The sequence below is a fragment of the Lawsonibacter celer genome, assembly GCF_014281125.1.
GTDB classification, from domain to species: Bacteria; Bacillota; Clostridia; order Oscillospirales; family Oscillospiraceae; genus Lawsonibacter_B; species Lawsonibacter_B celer.
The window spans coordinates 23517-39673 of the sequence record NZ_JACOEA010000002.1 but is presented as its reverse complement, the minus strand read 5'-3'; the positions used below and the strand labels follow the sequence as shown (position 1 = coordinate 39673).

General features: G+C 61.7%; 14 protein-coding genes. 10 read left to right on the top strand and 4 right to left on the bottom strand.

Annotated features, from left to right (window positions below; translation table 11 throughout):
• Positions 1–10: 10 nt before the first annotated feature.
• From H9Q75_RS04955 to H9Q75_RS04940, 4 genes are all read right to left on the bottom strand, one after another.
• A complete protein-coding gene (locus H9Q75_RS04955) occupies positions 11–1159 on the bottom strand; it encodes a YibE/F family protein (RefSeq protein WP_423788633.1) in 1149 nt (382 codons plus the stop codon).
• A gap of 96 nt (positions 1160–1255) precedes the next feature.
• Positions 1256–2827: an alkaline phosphatase gene (locus H9Q75_RS04950; RefSeq protein ID WP_186565077.1), complete on the bottom strand. Its 1572-nt coding sequence runs from the start codon at positions 2825–2827 to the stop codon at positions 1256–1258.
• Positions 2828–3033: 206 nt separating this feature from the next.
• Positions 3034–3684, bottom strand: a complete 651-nt coding sequence (locus tag H9Q75_RS04945; RefSeq protein ID WP_186565076.1) for a hypothetical protein — start codon at positions 3682–3684, stop codon at positions 3034–3036.
• The gene (locus tag H9Q75_RS04940; protein WP_186565075.1) at positions 3681–4217 is read right to left on the bottom strand and encodes a zinc dependent phospholipase C family protein; all 537 of its coding nucleotides are present in this window, start codon (positions 4215–4217) and stop codon (positions 3681–3683) included. The genes H9Q75_RS04945 and H9Q75_RS04940 overlap by 4 nt, the downstream gene beginning before the upstream one ends.
• 119 nt (positions 4218–4336) lie before the next feature.
• Here H9Q75_RS04940 and H9Q75_RS04935 point away from each other — a divergent pair, with 119 nt between their 5' ends.
• From H9Q75_RS04935 to trmFO, 10 genes are all read left to right on the top strand, one after another.
• Complete coding sequence (locus H9Q75_RS04935) at positions 4337–5089, top strand: hypothetical protein (RefSeq protein ID WP_186565074.1); 753 nt, start codon at positions 4337–4339, stop codon at positions 5087–5089.
• A 116-nt stretch (positions 5090–5205) separates the two neighbouring features.
• Complete coding sequence (greA, locus tag H9Q75_RS04930) at positions 5206–5679, top strand: transcription elongation factor GreA (RefSeq protein ID WP_186565073.1); 474 nt, start codon at positions 5206–5208, stop codon at positions 5677–5679.
• A 57-nt stretch (positions 5680–5736) separates the two neighbouring features.
• Positions 5737–7236 carry a lysine--tRNA ligase gene (lysS, locus tag H9Q75_RS04925; RefSeq protein ID WP_186565072.1) on the top strand — a complete coding sequence of 500 codons (1500 nt, stop codon included), beginning with the start codon at positions 5737–5739 and terminating at the stop codon, positions 7234–7236.
• Between the two features lie 73 nt (positions 7237–7309).
• Positions 7310–8692: a TrkH family potassium uptake protein gene (locus H9Q75_RS04920; protein WP_186565071.1), complete on the top strand. Its 1383-nt coding sequence runs from the start codon at positions 7310–7312 to the stop codon at positions 8690–8692.
• A gap of 16 nt (positions 8693–8708) precedes the next feature.
• Positions 8709–9362 (top strand): potassium channel family protein, encoded by a 654-nt coding sequence (locus H9Q75_RS04915; protein ID WP_186565070.1) that lies wholly within the window; start codon positions 8709–8711, stop codon positions 9360–9362.
• A 9-nt stretch (positions 9363–9371) separates the two neighbouring features.
• Positions 9372–10130: a TrmH family RNA methyltransferase gene (locus H9Q75_RS04910; protein WP_186565069.1), complete on the top strand. Its 759-nt coding sequence runs from the start codon at positions 9372–9374 to the stop codon at positions 10128–10130.
• 19 nt (positions 10131–10149) lie between these two features.
• Positions 10150–11376 carry a DNA-processing protein DprA gene (gene dprA, locus H9Q75_RS04905; RefSeq protein ID WP_186565068.1) on the top strand — a complete coding sequence of 409 codons (1227 nt, stop codon included), beginning with the start codon at positions 10150–10152 and terminating at the stop codon, positions 11374–11376.
• Between the two features lie 23 nt (positions 11377–11399).
• Positions 11400–13733: a type I DNA topoisomerase gene (gene topA, locus H9Q75_RS04900; protein WP_186565067.1), complete on the top strand. Its 2334-nt coding sequence runs from the start codon at positions 11400–11402 to the stop codon at positions 13731–13733.
• Positions 13730–14347 (top strand): flavodoxin family protein, encoded by a 618-nt coding sequence (locus H9Q75_RS04895; RefSeq protein WP_186565066.1) that lies wholly within the window; start codon positions 13730–13732, stop codon positions 14345–14347. Before topA ends, H9Q75_RS04895 begins: the two co-directional genes overlap by 4 nt.
• A 19-nt stretch (positions 14348–14366) precedes the next feature.
• Positions 14367–15683 carry a methylenetetrahydrofolate--tRNA-(uracil(54)-C(5))-methyltransferase (FADH(2)-oxidizing) TrmFO gene (gene trmFO / locus H9Q75_RS04890; protein WP_186565065.1) on the top strand — a complete coding sequence of 439 codons (1317 nt, stop codon included), beginning with the start codon at positions 14367–14369 and terminating at the stop codon, positions 15681–15683.
• Positions 15684–16157 lie beyond the last annotated feature (474 nt).

Below are 16157 nucleotides of genomic sequence, written 5' to 3'. Positions count from 1 at the left end.
AGGCGGCAGCTTACGCTGCCGCCTCTTTTTTGGGCCGGGCCAGGAGAAACCCGCTGGTCAGGGCGGTAAAGGGGGCCACGGTGACCAGACCGAAGGAGCCCACGATGGTGTGAATGATCTCGGAGGAGACATATTTGTAGTTGAGAATGCTCACCAGCGGTGTGCCCTGGGCCATAAAGACCATGAGCAGGGCCACATATCCGCCGGAGTAGGCCAGCAGCAGCGTGGTGGTCATGGTCCCCATGGCGGCCCGGCCCACATGGAAGCCGGAGCGCACTGCCTCCCGCCAGGGAATGTCCGGGCGCTGGACCACAACCTCGTTTACCGCCGAGCAGATGTCCACGGCCAGATCCATCACAGCCCCGGAGGAGCCGATGAAGATGGAAGCCATGAAGATGCGGGTCAGGTTCAGATCCTGATAGCCGCTGTACAGAAGGCTCTCGGAGTAGGACATGACCGCGCCGTGGATCTGGAACAGGTCTGTGAAGAGCGCCCCCAGCACGCAGGTGACCAGCACGCCCAGAAAAGCGCCGGATACGGCGGCGGCACACCGGCGGTCGAAGCCGTATACCAGAGCGATAATGAGCAGCGTGAGGGTCAGCGTGATGCCCAGCCCAATGAAAATAGGGCTGTACCCCTTCAAATACAGGGGAACCAGAACCTTCCACAGCATGAGCACGGTCAGCACAAAGGAGAAAATGGCCCGCAGGCCGGTTCTTCCGGCAAACAGGACCAGCAGCAGGGCAAAGGCGGCGGCCAGAAGGGCCTCCTTGTTGAGCCGGTAATGGTCCACCATGGTGACCGAACGCACGGAATCCTCCTGATAGCTTACCATCACCAGGGCCTTGTCCCCGGGGGAAAAGAGCTTGTCATTCTCCAGGGAGCCGTTGAGCAGATTGACCCCGGTCAGAGCCTGCCCTTTGAAGCGGCCGCTCAGGATTTCCAGGGCGCAGGTCTGCTCGCCGGATCGCACCAGGCCGGTGTCCACAATGGCGGAGTTGTCCACGGCGGTTACCCGGGCCGTCACCCGGTCGGCGCCCTGGTAGTTCTCGGCGCCCTCATACCCAGTGGGAATCAAAAGCAGTGCCACAATGAGCAGCGCGCATACCACGGCGGGGGCATAATAACGGCGTCTGGCGCCATCCTTCCAAAAATGCAATCCATTCATCCTTTCCGGAAATCTGGCACAGCGGACGGCATTTTGTGCCGTCCGCTGTACCGCTTGGAAACAAAAGAGAGAACAGGAAGATCCGCTCTACCGGACATCCAGCATGTCCGCCAGCTTGTTGTAGATATCAGTGTTGTCGTAGTAGCCGTTGAACGCCTCGGCGTTTACGCCGTCGGCCAGTACGGCCACAGGCAGGCCGGTGTGGCTGTAAGAGGTGAAGGAGATGCCGGATTTGTTGTTGAGGATATGGGTAATGGTGACCGTCAGGGGCTCGTAGGTGCCGTACATCACGTACTCCTGCTGCTCGCTGACGCCGGTGGCGGTCTCGTGGACACTCTTCTCATAAGCGGTCTTGAGCTGGCTCATCTCGTACTCGGTGAGCACCAGCTTGTCGCCCTCCGCACCGGAGGCCTTCAGGCCGAACAGCTCCTCCACGTCCTTGAGCACGTCCTCAAAGGAGGTCTGGTTCTCCTTATAGGCGGCGACATAGTCGCTGTCGAACTTGGCGTAGGAGATCTTCTGGGACTTGAGCAGGGTGAGGTAGGTGTCGTAGTCGGTGCCGGCAAAGCCGATGGTCAGGCCGCCGGTCTCGTGGTCGCCGGTGACCAGAATGAGGGTCTCGTCCGCGTGCTCTTTGGCAAAGTCAATGGCCACCTGCACCGCGTCGGCAAGGGCCTGTGTGTCATGAATAGTGGAGCCGGCGTCATTGGCGTGGCAGGCCCAGTCGATCTTGCCGCCCTCGCACATCAGGAAAAAGCCCTTGTCGTTTTCCAGCACCTCGATGCCCTTCTCCACATAGTCGGCCAGAGACCACATGTCGTCGGCGCGGTCCAGCTCATAGGCCATGGCATCGGAGTCAGCCAGGTGCTCGTCGATGAGAATGACCTTCTCGTCGGCGGCGGAGACCGCCTCAGCCTCGGCCTGGGTCTTGGTGACCTTGTAGCCGGCGGCTTCCGCCAGATCATAGAGATTCTCAGAGGGGTTCTCCGCGTCATGGCCGTCGGGCTTCAGCAGGCCGCCGCCGGCGAAGTACTCAAAGCCGGAGTCGATCAGCTCCAGACCAATGTCATAATAGCTGGAGCGACTGGCCTGGTGGGCGTAAAAGGCGGCGGGTGTGGCGTGGTTCAGGTTGACTGAGGAGATTACGCCGATCTTCCAGCCCTGCTGGTCTTTGAGCTTTTCCGTGATGGTCTCGTAAGCGGTAGTGCCGGTCTCGTCCATGTTGATGGTACCGGAATAGGTCTTGTGGCCGGTGGAAAGAGAGGTGGCCGTGGAGGCGGAGTCGGGCGCGAAGGAGTTGGAGTCATAGGTCACAGCGCTTCCGGCCGCCTCAAAGTTCATAAAATTCAGATATTCGGGCCCGTCCAGAACAGCGCCCTGGTTGTCGTCCAGACTGGGCTGAGCCATAAAGTAATCCTCGTCCTGGAGCGCACCCAGGAAGTCGGAGGTGGACTGGATCTGGGGATAGCTCATACCGTCGCCGACAAACAGGAACACGTACTTGGGGGATTGGACGGATTTGGGGGCGCCGGACAGGGCCTCCACAATGGGAGTAGCGGCGGGCGTGGGGTCGGCGGCCGTCGGGGTAGAGCAGGCGGTCAGAGCGCCGGCCAGGGACACGGCGGTCAGAGAGAGGGCCAGGGGACGCTTCCAATTCATGTAATTTCCTCCAATTAACTTGCAGATTTCGGATCAGGCTTGCGACAAACTCAGCATACCCGAAATTTGCGCGCAGCCGCTACCAATCTCCGGTAAAAAGGTGAAAAGAGTTGGTAAGCGGCGGTAAAGTTTTCGAAAAGACGACTCCGGCCCACCGAGACGGCAGAAAGCCCCGCCGGCGGGCACCGGCGGGGCCGTTGAGGGCGCTATGTGGAAGCTCCGCGCTTCACACAGCGAAGGTTGTAGAAAAACGCGGGGAGGGAGGCAAGCACGGGGATCATCCAGATGGCCGCAAAGATACCGTTCCAACCCACTAGGGAACGAATGAGCGCGTCCTGTATTGTTTCATAGTGCGGGTTGAAGTCTGTCAGGCGGCTCAACGCAAGCAGCGCGATCAACACCCCCTGGATCACAAACCACAGCACACAGTTTCGGGTCCCGCCGTATGGGCGGTCGTGCCACCACAGGGGCAGGGCGTAGATGGCCGCCGTGGGGAATAAAAACAAGGGGTCCAACATGCTGGGGGAGAAGGGATTTCCGGAGCAGACCACACCCGCAAGGGCCAGAGGGGCGAAGCCCGCTGCCGCCAGGGCCGCCCAGGTCCACCAGTTCGCCCCCCTGGCGCGCAACAGTCCGTCCACGGCGCAGCCCAAAGGCACCGACATGGGCGCGACGTAGTAGAAGCCATCAACGATTTTGCCCTGGGCAAGGGCCAGATAGAGGGAGAGCACGGCCAACTGTACTGCCAGGGCAATCAGCGGATGCCCCCGCCGGGAGAGCGCGGCGTAGAGCAGCAGCCCAGCCGCGCTCAGCAATACTGCGACCCAGCAGATGGGACTGGTGATGATTTCGATCATGCGGTCACCGCTTGATGAAAGTGGTATAGAACAACTGCTGTATATTGCATTGCAAATGGCACTGTATTATCGCCGGCACGAAGCCAAGGCTCATAAGTAGTTAGATCATCAATTGATATTGCATCACTTAGACGGTTTTTCGCATTTTGAGCACAGATAACGGGAAGGGAAGTAATTGCTGTATTGTACTTAGTACCTGCTGAGGTTGCGGAGTATCTGGTACGGTTGTGGTCTATTTGCTCTTCAAATGCTACATGATTTGACCCAGGTGCCGGCAAATTTGCAGCATGATGAGGTGTGTTCATATCCCCAAGATAGTGGATAGCACGGCCTAACCGTTCCCATGCCTGTGTATAGTTGCCTGCGTTGAATGCCGAAATTGCATTTTGGTAATGGGTAAAAAACCAATACCTTGCGCAATTTGAATTGTTGCGGTAGTTTAAACCAGTTGTAGGGTCGTAAAAATGTCTCTCATATAGATTTTCGGTTTCATCCTTATCCGGCAGATGCTGGGTGATATTTCCTGATTCCACAATATACTAAAATGGTATATATATGTAAAGAAAAAACGAAATTATTCGATATTTTCTTCAAAATAACAATAAAAGCATATTGGAGGCACTGGGGCATATCTTTGGGACGAGGTGAGAATATGGTGGGCTGGCTGGTCCCGGAGGTGGGAAGAGGGCGGCTGAGGCTGGAGCAGATACGGGTGCGGGGAATGCCCCTGCTGCGGGCCGGGGTGCCCATGGGATGGAGCACCCGCGGGGGGCTCCGCCGGCTGCGGCGGGCGGCCCGAGGCCTGCGGGAGGCAGGGGTGCGCCGCATCCTGGTTCCAGAGGGCTTTGCCGGCTGGCCCCAGGTGGTGGAGGAGGGGCTTTTCCCGGTGGATCCGGTTCCCCTCTGCCGGGTGCTGGCCCCCAGGCTGGCGCTGGCTATGCTGGAGTCGCGTGGTGTGGAGCCGGGGCGGGCCGCTGTGCTCCTGCGGGGAAGGCGGGTGGACCGGGCGCTGTTTGAGACGGCGCACGCCCTCTGTCCCCGGGTGCGTACCCTGGCGCTGGCCGTTCCAGATGGAGGTGCGGAGCTTTGCGTTTTGCTCCGGCAGGAATATGGAGCTGCGGTTCCGGAGACACTGGGCGGAATGAGGGCGGATGTGGCGGTGGACTTTGCGCCGGTTCTGCCCGACATGCCCGGCAACCTAGTGCTCTGCCCGCCGGCGCCCTGCCTGTCCGGGCTGGAGCTGCGCGCCCGGTCGGTGGAGCTGCCCGGCGTAGAGAGCCTGCCCGTGCTGGCGCTGCTGTGGGAGGAGGGACGGCTGCCCCTTGGAGAAATAGAAATATTTACCACATATCAGGGACAAATTAGCTTGACAGACGAGGGAAAAATACCTATAATATCGAATTAACGTGGGTTAATCCCACCTTTCACAGAACAAATAACGACCGGAACCGTCGAGTTTTATGAATAAATTACTTTATATAAAGGATAAGCAGCAAAAAAAGAAAGGTGTGCGCAGCAACTATGGCGAAGGAATTCAAGCTGAGCGCTGAGCGCTTGGAAGAGCTGAAGCAGGAGCTCAACTACTTGAAAACAGTGCGGGAGCGGGAGGTGGCGGACCAGATTAAAGAGGCCCGCTCCTTTGGCGACCTGTCCGAAAACAGCGAATATGACGAGGCCAAGAACGAGCAGGGAAAGCTCTACTCCCGCATCGCAGAGGTGGAGAATATCCTGGCCAACTATGTGATTATTGAGGAGCATGAGGAGGCCCCCAACTCGGTGCGCCTGGGCTCCAAGATCCGTGTGCTGGATCTGGAGTTCGGGGAGGAGGAGAGCTATGAAGTCGTGGGCTCCCAGGAGGCGGACCCCATGAACGGCCGCATCTCGGAGGACTCCCCCTTCGGCAGGGCTCTGCTGGGCAAGGCCGTGGGGGAGGAGGTCCATGTGGAGGCCCCCGCCGGCATGGTGCGCTATAAGGTCCTGGATATCCAGAAATAGACCGGCTTTTACCGCCTGTTCCGGGGAATGGGCAGAACAGATAAAGGATGGATAACGATGGCAGAAGAGAAGAAGGTACCGCAGGAGCAGCAGTCTCTGTCCGAGCTGCTGAAGATCCGTCGGGATAAGCTCAAGGCGCTCCAGGACGCGGGAGAGGACCCGTTCCAGCGCACCCGCTTCGCATGGGATACCACCTCCCAGCAGATCAAGGACAACTTTGACGCTTTGGAGGGAAAGGCGGTCAAGGTTGCGGGTCGGCTGATGTCCAAACGGGGTATGGGTAAGGTGAGCTTCTGCGATCTGCAGGACCGGGATGGCCGCATCCAGCTGTACGCCCGTCAGGACGAGATGGACGAGGCGGTCTATAAGCAGTTCAAGAAGTATGACATCGGCGACATTGTGGGCGTGGACGGCGAGGTGTTCCGCACTCAGCGGGGCGAGATGAGCGTGCGGGCAAAGAACATTGTGCTGCTCTCCAAGTCCCTGCTGCCCCTGCCGGAGAAGTTCCACGGCCTGCAGGACAAGGAGCTGCGCTACCGCCAGCGCTATGTGGATCTGATTGTCAATCCGGAGGTGAAGCGCAACTTCATCATCCGCTCCAAATTCATCAAGCACGTGCGTGATTTTATGGACAGGCGGGGCTACATGGAGGTAGAGACGCCCGTTCTCAACACCATCTCCGGCGGTGCCACAGCCCGGCCCTTCATCACCCACCACAATACTCTGGACATTGACATGTACATGCGCATCGCCACCGAATTGCCTCTGAAGCGGCTGATTGTGGGAGGCATGGACCGGGTATATGAGATCGGCCGCATTTTCCGCAATGAGGGCATGGACCCCAAGCACAACCCGGAGTTCACCACCATTGAGCTCTACCAGGCCTATGCCGACTTCAACGACATGATGGACCTGTTTGAGGATCTGCTCTCCTCCGCGGCTCAGAAGCTTCTGGGCACCTATCAGGTGGAGTGGCAGGGGGAGCAGATTGACCTGACCCCCGGTTGGCCCCGCATGCCCATGCATGAGGCGGTGAAGCACTACTGCGGCATCGACTTCATGGCTATCTCCTCTGACGAAGAGGCGGTCGCGGCCGCCAAGTCCATCGGTGTGGAGCTGCCCGAGACGGCGGACAAGACCTGGGGCAACGCGCTCTACGAGTGCTTTGACCAAAAGGTGGAGGAGAAGCTCATCCAGCCCACCTTTATCACCATGCACCCGGTGGATGTCTCCCCCTTGGCCAAGCGTTCTCCCAAGGATCCCCGGCTTACCGAGCGGTTCGAGCTCTTCGTCTGCCACAGTGAGATGGGCAACGCCTTCTCTGAGCTCAACGACCCAATTGACCAGCGCGCCCGCTTCCAGAAGCAGGTGGAGCTGCGGGACAAGGGTGACGACGAGGCCGGCATGATGGACGAGGATTTTATCACCGCCCTGGAGTATGGTATGCCCCCCACGGGCGGCCTGGGGATCGGCATCGACCGCTGCGTCATGCTGTTGACCAACTCCGACTCGATCCGGGATGTGATTTTGTTCCCCACGATGAAGCCTCTGGACTGAGTAAAACGGCATACCGAAGGGGCGCTTCTCCTTCGGTATGCCTTTCTGCGTTCTTTAGCTGGGAGGTACACGCTTGTTCAAACGAATCGCGTTTTGGCTGCGCAACCGCCTGATCAGAAGCAGGAGCCTGAACGCCACACGCATTGTGGCGGGATCCTTTGCGGTGATCATTCTGATAGGGGCGCTGCTGCTCACGCTGCCCATTGCCTCCAGAGACGGGCAGAGTGCCGGATTTTTTACCGCGCTGTTTACGGCTACCTCAGCCACCTGTGTCACAGGGCTTATCCTGGTGGACACGGCCGTGCAGTGGTCCCTGTTCGGCCAGGTGGTGATTCTGGCGATGATCCAGCTGGGCGGCCTGGGCTTTATGACGATTATCACCCTGCTCTCGTTTGCGCTGCGCCGGCGCATCGGTCTATCGGAGCGCCTGATTATGGTGTCTACCCTGAACCTCAACGATATGGACGGCGTGGTGCGGGTGGTGCGCCACGCCCTGATGGGAACCTTTCTGATGGAGGGCATTGGGGCTGTGCTCCTGGCGCTGCGGATGGTGCCGGAGTTCGGCGTGCTCAGGGGAGTCTGGCATGCCATATTCCATGCGGTTTCCGCTTTCTGCAATGCGGGCTTTGACCTGATGGGGGTGAAATACGGCGCCTTCTCCAGCCTGACGGGGGTGAGCGACAGCCCCCTGGTGTTGGGGGTCACCGCCGCGCTCATTGTTGTGGGCGGCCTGGGCTTTTTTGTCTGGGAGGATATCCTGACCAAACGTAGCTGGCGCAGGCTTACGGTCTACAGCAGGATGGTACTGCTCATCACGGGCGGGCTGATCCTGGGAGGGGCACTGTTCTTCTTTGTGGAGGAGTCCCGGAATCCGGCCACCCTCGGCGGGATGCCCCTGGGCCAGAAGGGGCTCAACGCCCTCTTTCAGTCCGTCACTCTGCGCACAGCGGGCTTTGATGCCATCGGACAGGGCGGGCTGCATGACAGCAGCAAGGCGATGTCGTCCATTCTGATGCTCATCGGCGGATCCTCCGGCTCCACGGCCGGCGGACTGAAGACTGTCACGGTGGGGGTGCTGCTGCTGGCGCTGCGCTCCGGCCTGGCGGGGCGGGAGCAGGTGACCTTCCGGGGCCGGGCCATCCCCATGCAGCGGGTGCTCAATGCCATGACCCTGACCCTGGTGATGCTGCTTTTGTTCCTGTGTGGGTCCATGCTGATTGCCACCATAGAGAATTCACCCTATCTGGACTGCGTGTTTGAAGTGGCCTCCGCCATGGGGACCGTAGGCCTGACCACCGGAATTACCACGGCGCTCAGCCCCTTCTCCCAGGGGTTGCTGATTGTGTTTATGTATCTGGGCCGCGTGGGCATTTTGTCCTTCTCTGTGGCGTTCATGATACGAAAGAAAACAAAGGCGAAGGTACGCTATCCGGAAATGAATCTGATGATCGGCTGAGGAGGATGCGCTGCAGATGAAAACTTTTGTTGTGATCGGACTGGGCCGGTTTGGGACCGCGGTTGCCACAGAGCTGTCAAATCTGGGGCATGAGGTGCTGGCGCTGGACGGCTCGGAGGAGAACGTGCAGAAGGTCGCTGACCGGGTGACCCACGCGGCGGCGGGAGATGCCAAGGACCCGGCTGTTCTCAGGGCTCTGGGAATCCGCAATTATGACTGCGCCATTGTGGCGGTAGGGGATGATGTGGGGACCTCCGCGCTTATTACCCTGAACCTGAAGGAGCTGGGAGTCAAGCGGATCATCTGCAAGGCCCAGAGCCATGTCCACCGCAAGGTGCTGGAGAAGATCGGAGCCGACCGAGTGGTGTTTCCGGAGCATGAGATGGGTGTCAAGCTGGCCCAAGGCCTGTCCAGCTCCAATGTCCTCAATTTCATCGAGCTGTCCGACGACTACGGCATTGTGGAAATCGCCATTCCAAAGGAGTGGCAGCATAAGACGATCCAGGAGCTGGACGTGCGCAAGCGCTATCATGTCAACATCATCGCCATGCGCAAGGGCGGCTCAGGAGAGCTGAACGTGGCCCCCGGCGCGGCCTATGTGATGGAGCCGGGGGACGCGGCGGTCACATTGGGCCGGACGGAGGACATCAACCGTCTGCAGGACCTATAGGTGAGCGCCATGGAGCGTATTACAAGCCGTCAAAACGCCCTGTGCATGCGCATACGCAGGCTGAGCCGCGCCCGGGCGGCCCGCCGGGAGGCGGGGGAGTTCCTCATTGAGGGGCCCAAGCTTCTGGGGGAGGCGGTGCGCTGGGGGGCGGAAATTCGCACCGTGCTGGCCACCCCCAAGGGGCTGGAGGGGCTGCCCCCTCTGCCCGGGGTGCGGCTGGCGGAGGTGCCGGAGGACCTTTTGAAGAGCCTGTCCGACACGGAGAGCCCCCAGGGGGTGCTGGCCCTGTGCGCCCTGCCCCCTACTGCCCCGCCGGAGCGCCTGCCCGCCGGGCGGTGGCTGGTGCTGGACGGCGTGCAGGACCCTGGAAATGTGGGCACCATCTGGCGGACGGCCGACGCCTTTGGGGCGGCGGGGCTCATGTTGGTCAACCACTGCGCCGACCCCTTTTCCCCCAAGACGGTCCGCGCCACCATGGGGGCCTGCTTCCGCCTGCCGGTGTGGGAGACGCAGCTGGACGCCCTCAAGCCCCTGCTGGACGCGGCGGGGGTGCCCCTGTACGCCACCGCCCTGCGGGAGGACACCCGGGATGTGCGCTCGGCCGACCTGTCCGCCGCCGCCGTCATCATCGGCAGCGAGGGCCGGGGGGTGTCCAAGCAGGCATTGGAATTATGTAAACAAACCTTAAAGATCCCCATGACCGACCGCTGTGAGTCCCTCAACGCCGCGGTGGCGGCCGGCGTAGTGCTCTGGGAGATGTTTCGATAACCAGGAAGGAGGTCCCGCCATGGCGGCGCTGCACTATCTGATTTGGCTCACCACCCGGCGGAGCCTTCGGCCGGAGCAGGCCGCGGAGCTGATCCGCCGTTTCGGCTCGGCGGAGGCGGTGTACTTTGCCGGGGAGGAGGAGTACGGCGAGGTGCCCATTGCGCCTCTGACCCGGGCGGATTTGTCGGACAAGTCCATGGACGGGGTGGAGCGCATCCTGGCCGACTGTGACCGGCTGAACCTGCGTATCCTGACGAGCCAGGACGCGGAGTATCCGGAGCGGCTGCTTCAGCTGCCCGACTACCCCCTGGTGCTCTATGTGCGGGGGAGACTCTTCCGCTTTGACGAGGAGCTGGCCATCGGCATGGTGGGCTCCCGCAAGTGCTCAGAATACGGAAAGCGTATGGCGGGTAAGCTTGCTTTTGACCTGACCCGCGCCGGGGCGCTGATCGTCTCCGGCATTGCCCAGGGGATCGACGCGTGCAGCCTCAAGGGCGCGCTCCAGGCGGGCGGAGCGGCCGTGTCGGTGCTGGCCGGCGGGGTGGACGTGGTCTACCCCAGGGAAAACCGCTGGCTGTACGAGGATGTAGCCTCCGCAGGTGCCCTGATCAGTGAGGCCCCGCCGGGGACCCGGCCGGACGGCTGGCGCTTTCCCATCCGAAACCGCATCATCAGCGGCCTGTCCGTGGGCGTGGTGGCGGTGGAGGCGGAGCGGGGCAGCGGCACCCTGATCACGGCGGAGCGGGCCCTGGAGCAGGACCGGGATGTGTTCGCCGTGCCCGGTCCGGCGGACGCGCCCATGAGCACGGGCACCAACGGGCTCATCTCCAAGGGATGCGCCAAGCTGGTCCGGGGCGCGGGGGATATTCTGGAGGAGTACACCCTCCGCTTTCCCCATAAGCTCCGCCGGGCGGAGGCAGTGCCCGAGGAAGAGCGGCAGGCCCGCCTGGCGGTGGAGCCCGCGCCGCTCCCGGCGGAAACCGTGGACAGGCCCGCCTCTGCCCCGGAACGCCTGGAGGAGAAGCCGGCCGCCGACGGGGCCGTGCTGGCTGCCCTGGCGGACCAGGAGAAGGAGATCCTCTCCCTGCTCTTCCAGAGCGCGCTGACGGCGGACGAGCTGATCGGCCGCACAGAGCTCCCCGCCCGCCGGGTCAATTCGGCCCTGACTGTGCTGCAGGTGCGGGGACTGATTCAGGAAATTCCGGGCCGGCGCTTTGAGGCCGCGGTCCGGTTTGCGGAAGTATGACGACGAATAGGAGTAAATGTGCTGTGGCGAAATCAAATCTGGTCATTGTAGAGTCCCCGGCCAAGGCCAAGACCATTGGAAAATACCTGGGTCCGGGCTATGAGGTCAAGGCGTCCATGGGCCACGTGCGCGACCTGCCCAAGAGCAAGCTGGGTGTGGACGTAGAGCATGGCTTTGCGGTGGACTATCAGCCTATCAAAGGCAAGGAGGAGGTCATTTCCGACCTGAAGAAGGCGGCCAAGGGCAGCGAGAAAGTGTTCCTGGCCACCGACCCGGACCGGGAGGGGGAGGCCATATCCTGGCATCTGAAGGAGCTTTTGGGCATCCCGGACGACAAGACCTACCGGGTGACCTTCAACGAAATTACCAAAAAGGTGGTCAATGACTCCATCGCCTCTCCCAGGTCCATTGACATGGACCTGGTGGACGCCCAGCAGGCACGCCGGGTGCTGGACCGCATCGTAGGCTATCAGATATCCCCGCTGCTCTGGAAGAAGATCCGCCGGGGCCTGAGCGCCGGGCGGGTGCAGTCGGTGGCCACCCGCCTGGTGGCCGAGCGGGAGGCGGACATCAAGGCCTTTGTGCCCCAGGAGTACTGGTCCATCGATGTGGATCTGGAGCGAATCGCCCCCAACCTGGGCAAGTTCAAGGCCGCGTTTTACGGAAAAGAGAAAAAGATGGAGCTGCACAGCCGGGCGGAGGTGGACCAGGTCCTCTCCGCCGTGCAGGGCGCGCCCTTCTCCGTGGTCGGGGTCAAGCGGCAGGACAAGCTGCGCAATCCCGCGCCCCCCTTCACCACCTCCACCCTGCAGCAGGAGGCCAGCCGCAAGCTGAACATGACGCCCCGGCGCACCATGTCCATCGCCCAGCAGCTCTATGAGGGCGTGGACATCGCCGGAGAGGGCGCCGTGGGCCTGATTACCTATATGCGTACCGACTCCCTGCGCCTGTCCGACGAGGCCACCGCCGCCGCCCGGGACTTCATTCTCGGCCGGTACGGCAAGGACTATTACCCCGGCAAGGCCAGGGTATACAAGACCAAGTCGGGCGCTCAGGACGCCCACGAGGCTATCCGCCCCTCCGACGTGACCCTTACCCCGGAGGACATCAAAAAGGACCTGACCGCAGAGCAGTACCGGCTCTACAAGCTTATCTGGAGCCGTTTTCTGGCCTGCCAGATGGCCTCCGCCGTGTATGACAGCGTGTCCATCGACGTGCGCTCCGCCGGGTACACCTTCCGGGCCAACCACTCGGCCCTCAAGTTCTCCGGCTATACCGCCGTGTATGTGGAGGGCAAGGACGAGGAGGAGGAAGTGAGCCAGTCCCCCCTGCCAGACCTGAAGGAGGGGGAGCCACTCGCCCTGAAGGAGACCAGCCCCGAGCAGCACTTCACCCAGCCCCCGGCCCGCTATACCGAGGCCACCCTCATTAAAGCTCTGGAGGAGAAGGGCATCGGTCGCCCCTCTACCTACGCCCCCACCATCTCCACCATCCTGGACAGGGAGTATGTGGTCAAGGAGGGCAAATACCTGCGCACCACCCCTCTGGGAGAGGTGGTCACCGACCTGATGAAGGACAAATTCACCGACATTGTGGACACCGCCTTCACCGCCCATATGGAGGAGCAGCTGGACGAGGTGGAGGAGGGCAAGGTGGACTGGAAGAGCCTGCTCGGCCAGTTCTACGGCGGCTTTGAAAAGGAGCTGAGGGAGGCCGAGCAGGATACCGAGCGCATCAAGGTGCCCGACGAGGTGTCCGACGTGATCTGTCCCCTTTGCGGACGCAACCTGGTCTACAAGTCCGGCCGCTTCGGCCGCTTCCTGGCCTGCCCCGGCTGGCCGGAGTGCCCCCATACCCAGCCCATCGTCATCGAGATGCCAGGCAAGTGCCCCAAGTGCGGCGGCAGGATCCTCAAAAAGACCTCCAAGAGGGGTTACGCCTACTACGGCTGTGAGAATAACACCAACAAGGACGAGGCCAAGCGCTGTGACTTTATGACCTGGGACGTGCCCGTGAAGGACAACTGCCCGGAATGCGGACATACCCTGTTTAAGAAATCGGGGCGGGGCTTCAAGCGCCCCTTCTGCATTAACCCGGACTGTCCCAACTTCCTGCCCGAGGACCAGCGGGGCTATAAGAAAAAAACCACGGCCGAGACCCCGGCGGAGGGAATGCCCCCCGAAGAGGAGAAGAAGCCCGCGGTCAAGAAGGCGGCTGCAAAAAAGACCACCGCGAAGAAAGCCGCCTCCAAAGAGACCGCTGCTGTGAAAAAGACGGCACCGGCCAAGAAAACGGCTGCAAAAAAGCCAACCGCGAAAAAAGCTGCGGGTACCCGGAGCGGGAAGGAGGAGCCATGAAAATTCTGATGCTGAACGGAAGCCCCAGAGCCAACGGGAACACAGCCCTGGCGCTGGGAGAAATGGCGGAGGTCTTTGCCCGGGAGGGGCTGGAGACCGAACTGATGCAGGTGGGGAACCGGGACATCCGCGGCTGCATCGCCTGTCGCCGGTGCAAGGTGCTGGGCCGGTGCGTTTTTGACGACCTGGTGAACGAGCTGGCTCCCAAATTCCAGGCCTGCGACGGCCTGGTGGTGGGCAGCCCCGTGTACTACGCCTCGGCCAACGCCACCCTGGTGGCCCTGCTCACCCGGCTGTTTTACAGCACCCCATTCGACAAGACCATGAAGGTGGGGGCCAGCGTGGTGGCCGCCCGGCGGGGCGGCCTGTCCGCCGCCTTTGACGAGTTGAATAAATTCTTTACCGGCAGTGGGATGCCTGTGGCGTCCAGCCAGTATTGGAACAGCATCCATGGCGAGCTGCCTGGAGAGGCTGCGCAGGACGCGGAGGGATTGCAGACCATGCGTACCCTGGCCCGCAATATGGCCTTTCTGGTCAAGAGCATCGCCCTGGGCCGGGAAACATACGGCCTGCCGGAGCGGGAGGAGCCCCAGCGGACCAATTTTATCCGCTGAGGGCGGCAAGGAGGAAGCAATGGAACCAGTGATCGTAATCGGCGCGGGGCTGGCGGGCTCGGAGGCCGCATGGCAGCTGGCCCGGCGGGGCATCCCCGTGGACCTGCGGGAGATGAAGCCGGCCAAGCGCACCCCCGCCCACCACACGGACGACTTCGGGGAGTTGGTGTGCTCCAACTCCCTGCGCTCCGACCAGCTGGAGAACGCGGTGGGCCTGCTGAAGGAGGAGCTGCGGCGCATGGGCTCCCTCATCCTGACCTGCGCCGACGCCCACCGGGTGGAGGCGGGAGGTGCTTTGGCGGTGGACCGCTATGGCTTTTCCCGGACGATTACGGAGCACCTCAGAAGCCACCCCCTCATCACCGTGACAGAGGGAGAGGTTACGGCCATTCCGGAGACAGGGAATGTGATCATTGCCTCCGGCCCCCTCACCTCGGACGCCCTGGCGGCGGCCATTCAGGGACTGTTCCCCGAGAGCCGTCCCCTGAATTTCTACGACGCGGCCGCCCCTCTGGTGACCTTTGAGAGCGTGGATATGGACAGCGCCTTTTTTGCCTCACGCTATGACAGGGGCACCCCGGACTATATCAACTGCCCTATGACCGAGGACGAGTACGACGCCTTCTGGAGCGAGCTGTGCGCTGCCCAGGAGGCCCCGGTCCACGGTTTTGAGGACAGAAATGTGTTCGAGGGCTGCATGCCCGTGGAGGTCATGGCCCGGCGGGGAAAGCAGACCCTGTGTTACGGGCCCCTGAAGCCACGGGGTCTGAAGGATCCCAGGACCGGAAAGGAGCCCTTTGCCGTGGTGCAGCTGCGCCGGGATAACGCCCAGGGCAGCATTTACAACCTGGTGGGCTTTCAGACCCACCTGAAGTGGCCGGAGCAGAAGCGGGTGTTTTCCATGATCCCAGCCTTGCACAGCGCCCAGTTTGTCCGCTACGGGGTGATGCACCGCAACACCTATCTGGACTCCCCCCGGCTGCTGGACCGCTATTACCGGGTCAAAAAGGAGCCTCGCCTGTGCTTTGCCGGGCAGATGACCGGCGTAGAGGGGTATGTGGAATCCGCCGCCTCCGGCTTCCTGGCCGCCGTGGAGCTGGCCCGCCGGCTGGAGGGCAGGCCGCCGGTGGACTTTCCCCAGGAGACCGCGGTGGGGGCCCTGGCGCTCTACATCAGCAACGGGAGCGTGGCGGATTTTCAGCCTATGAATGTGAATTTCGGCATTATCCCACCCCTGGACCACCGTGTCAAGGGCAAGCGGAATAAAAATGCTGAACTGTCCAGGCGGGCGCTGGAGACGTTGGATGGATTGGATGTCAGTTTGGATTTGTTGTAAATTTTGCTAGAATATCTGCCACCGCAGAGGACGGAAAGCTTTGCGCTCCTGCGCGGGGTTCGGCTCCCTACGAGGGCCCAGACCATTTTCATCGGCTGCGCCGGTATAGAGAGCTTCTAAGCGGCAGACCCCGGTCCTGCGAGCCTCGCACAGTGCCCGCGCAGCGCTGCGGAAGGGGGCGTTTGGGCCGCAAGCCTGAACACGGCGCAAAGCGCCAGCGGCGGCTCGTTGGCGCCCCTTCCAGCGCAGCAGCTTACAAGCCTTGCAGGGAAATCGGCCGAGGGATGTTGCTCCCTCAGGTGCCTGACCGAAAACGAGCCGCAACTGCTTTCAAGCCATACCCGCCTCTACCCAAAGCTCTGCCGCCCGATCCTGAGGTCCGGGGGGCGAAGATCCTGGTTGTTTTCTCCCGGCTTTTGCAGCTCAAAAGCCGGGCCCCGCGCGGGAGCGCGACCCACTTCCCCCGGTGGGGGA

Bases quoted from the DNA above. Each gene is read 5' to 3' on its own strand.
- H9Q75_RS04895 (WP_186565066.1), top strand. From the start codon at position 13,730: ATGAAAATTCTGATGCTGAACGGAAGCCCCAGAGCCAACGGGAACACA.
- lysS (WP_186565072.1), top strand. From the start codon at position 5,737: ATGGCAGAAGAGAAGAAGGTACCGCAGGAGCAGCAGTCTCTGTCCGAG.
- H9Q75_RS04950 (WP_186565077.1), bottom strand. From the start codon at position 2,827: ATGAATTGGAAGCGTCCCCTGGCCCTCTCTCTGACCGCCGTGTCCCTG.
- H9Q75_RS04935 (WP_186565074.1), top strand. From the start codon at position 4,337: ATGGTGGGCTGGCTGGTCCCGGAGGTGGGAAGAGGGCGGCTGAGGCTG.
- H9Q75_RS04945 (WP_186565076.1), bottom strand. From the start codon at position 3,684: ATGATCGAAATCATCACCAGTCCCATCTGCTGGGTCGCAGTATTGCTG.
- dprA (WP_186565068.1), top strand. From the start codon at position 10,150: ATGGCGGCGCTGCACTATCTGATTTGGCTCACCACCCGGCGGAGCCTT.
- H9Q75_RS04910 (WP_186565069.1), top strand. From the start codon at position 9,372: ATGGAGCGTATTACAAGCCGTCAAAACGCCCTGTGCATGCGCATACGC.
- trmFO (WP_186565065.1), top strand. From the start codon at position 14,367: ATGGAACCAGTGATCGTAATCGGCGCGGGGCTGGCGGGCTCGGAGGCC.
- H9Q75_RS04915 (WP_186565070.1), top strand. From the start codon at position 8,709: ATGAAAACTTTTGTTGTGATCGGACTGGGCCGGTTTGGGACCGCGGTT.
- greA (WP_186565073.1), top strand. From the start codon at position 5,206: ATGGCGAAGGAATTCAAGCTGAGCGCTGAGCGCTTGGAAGAGCTGAAG.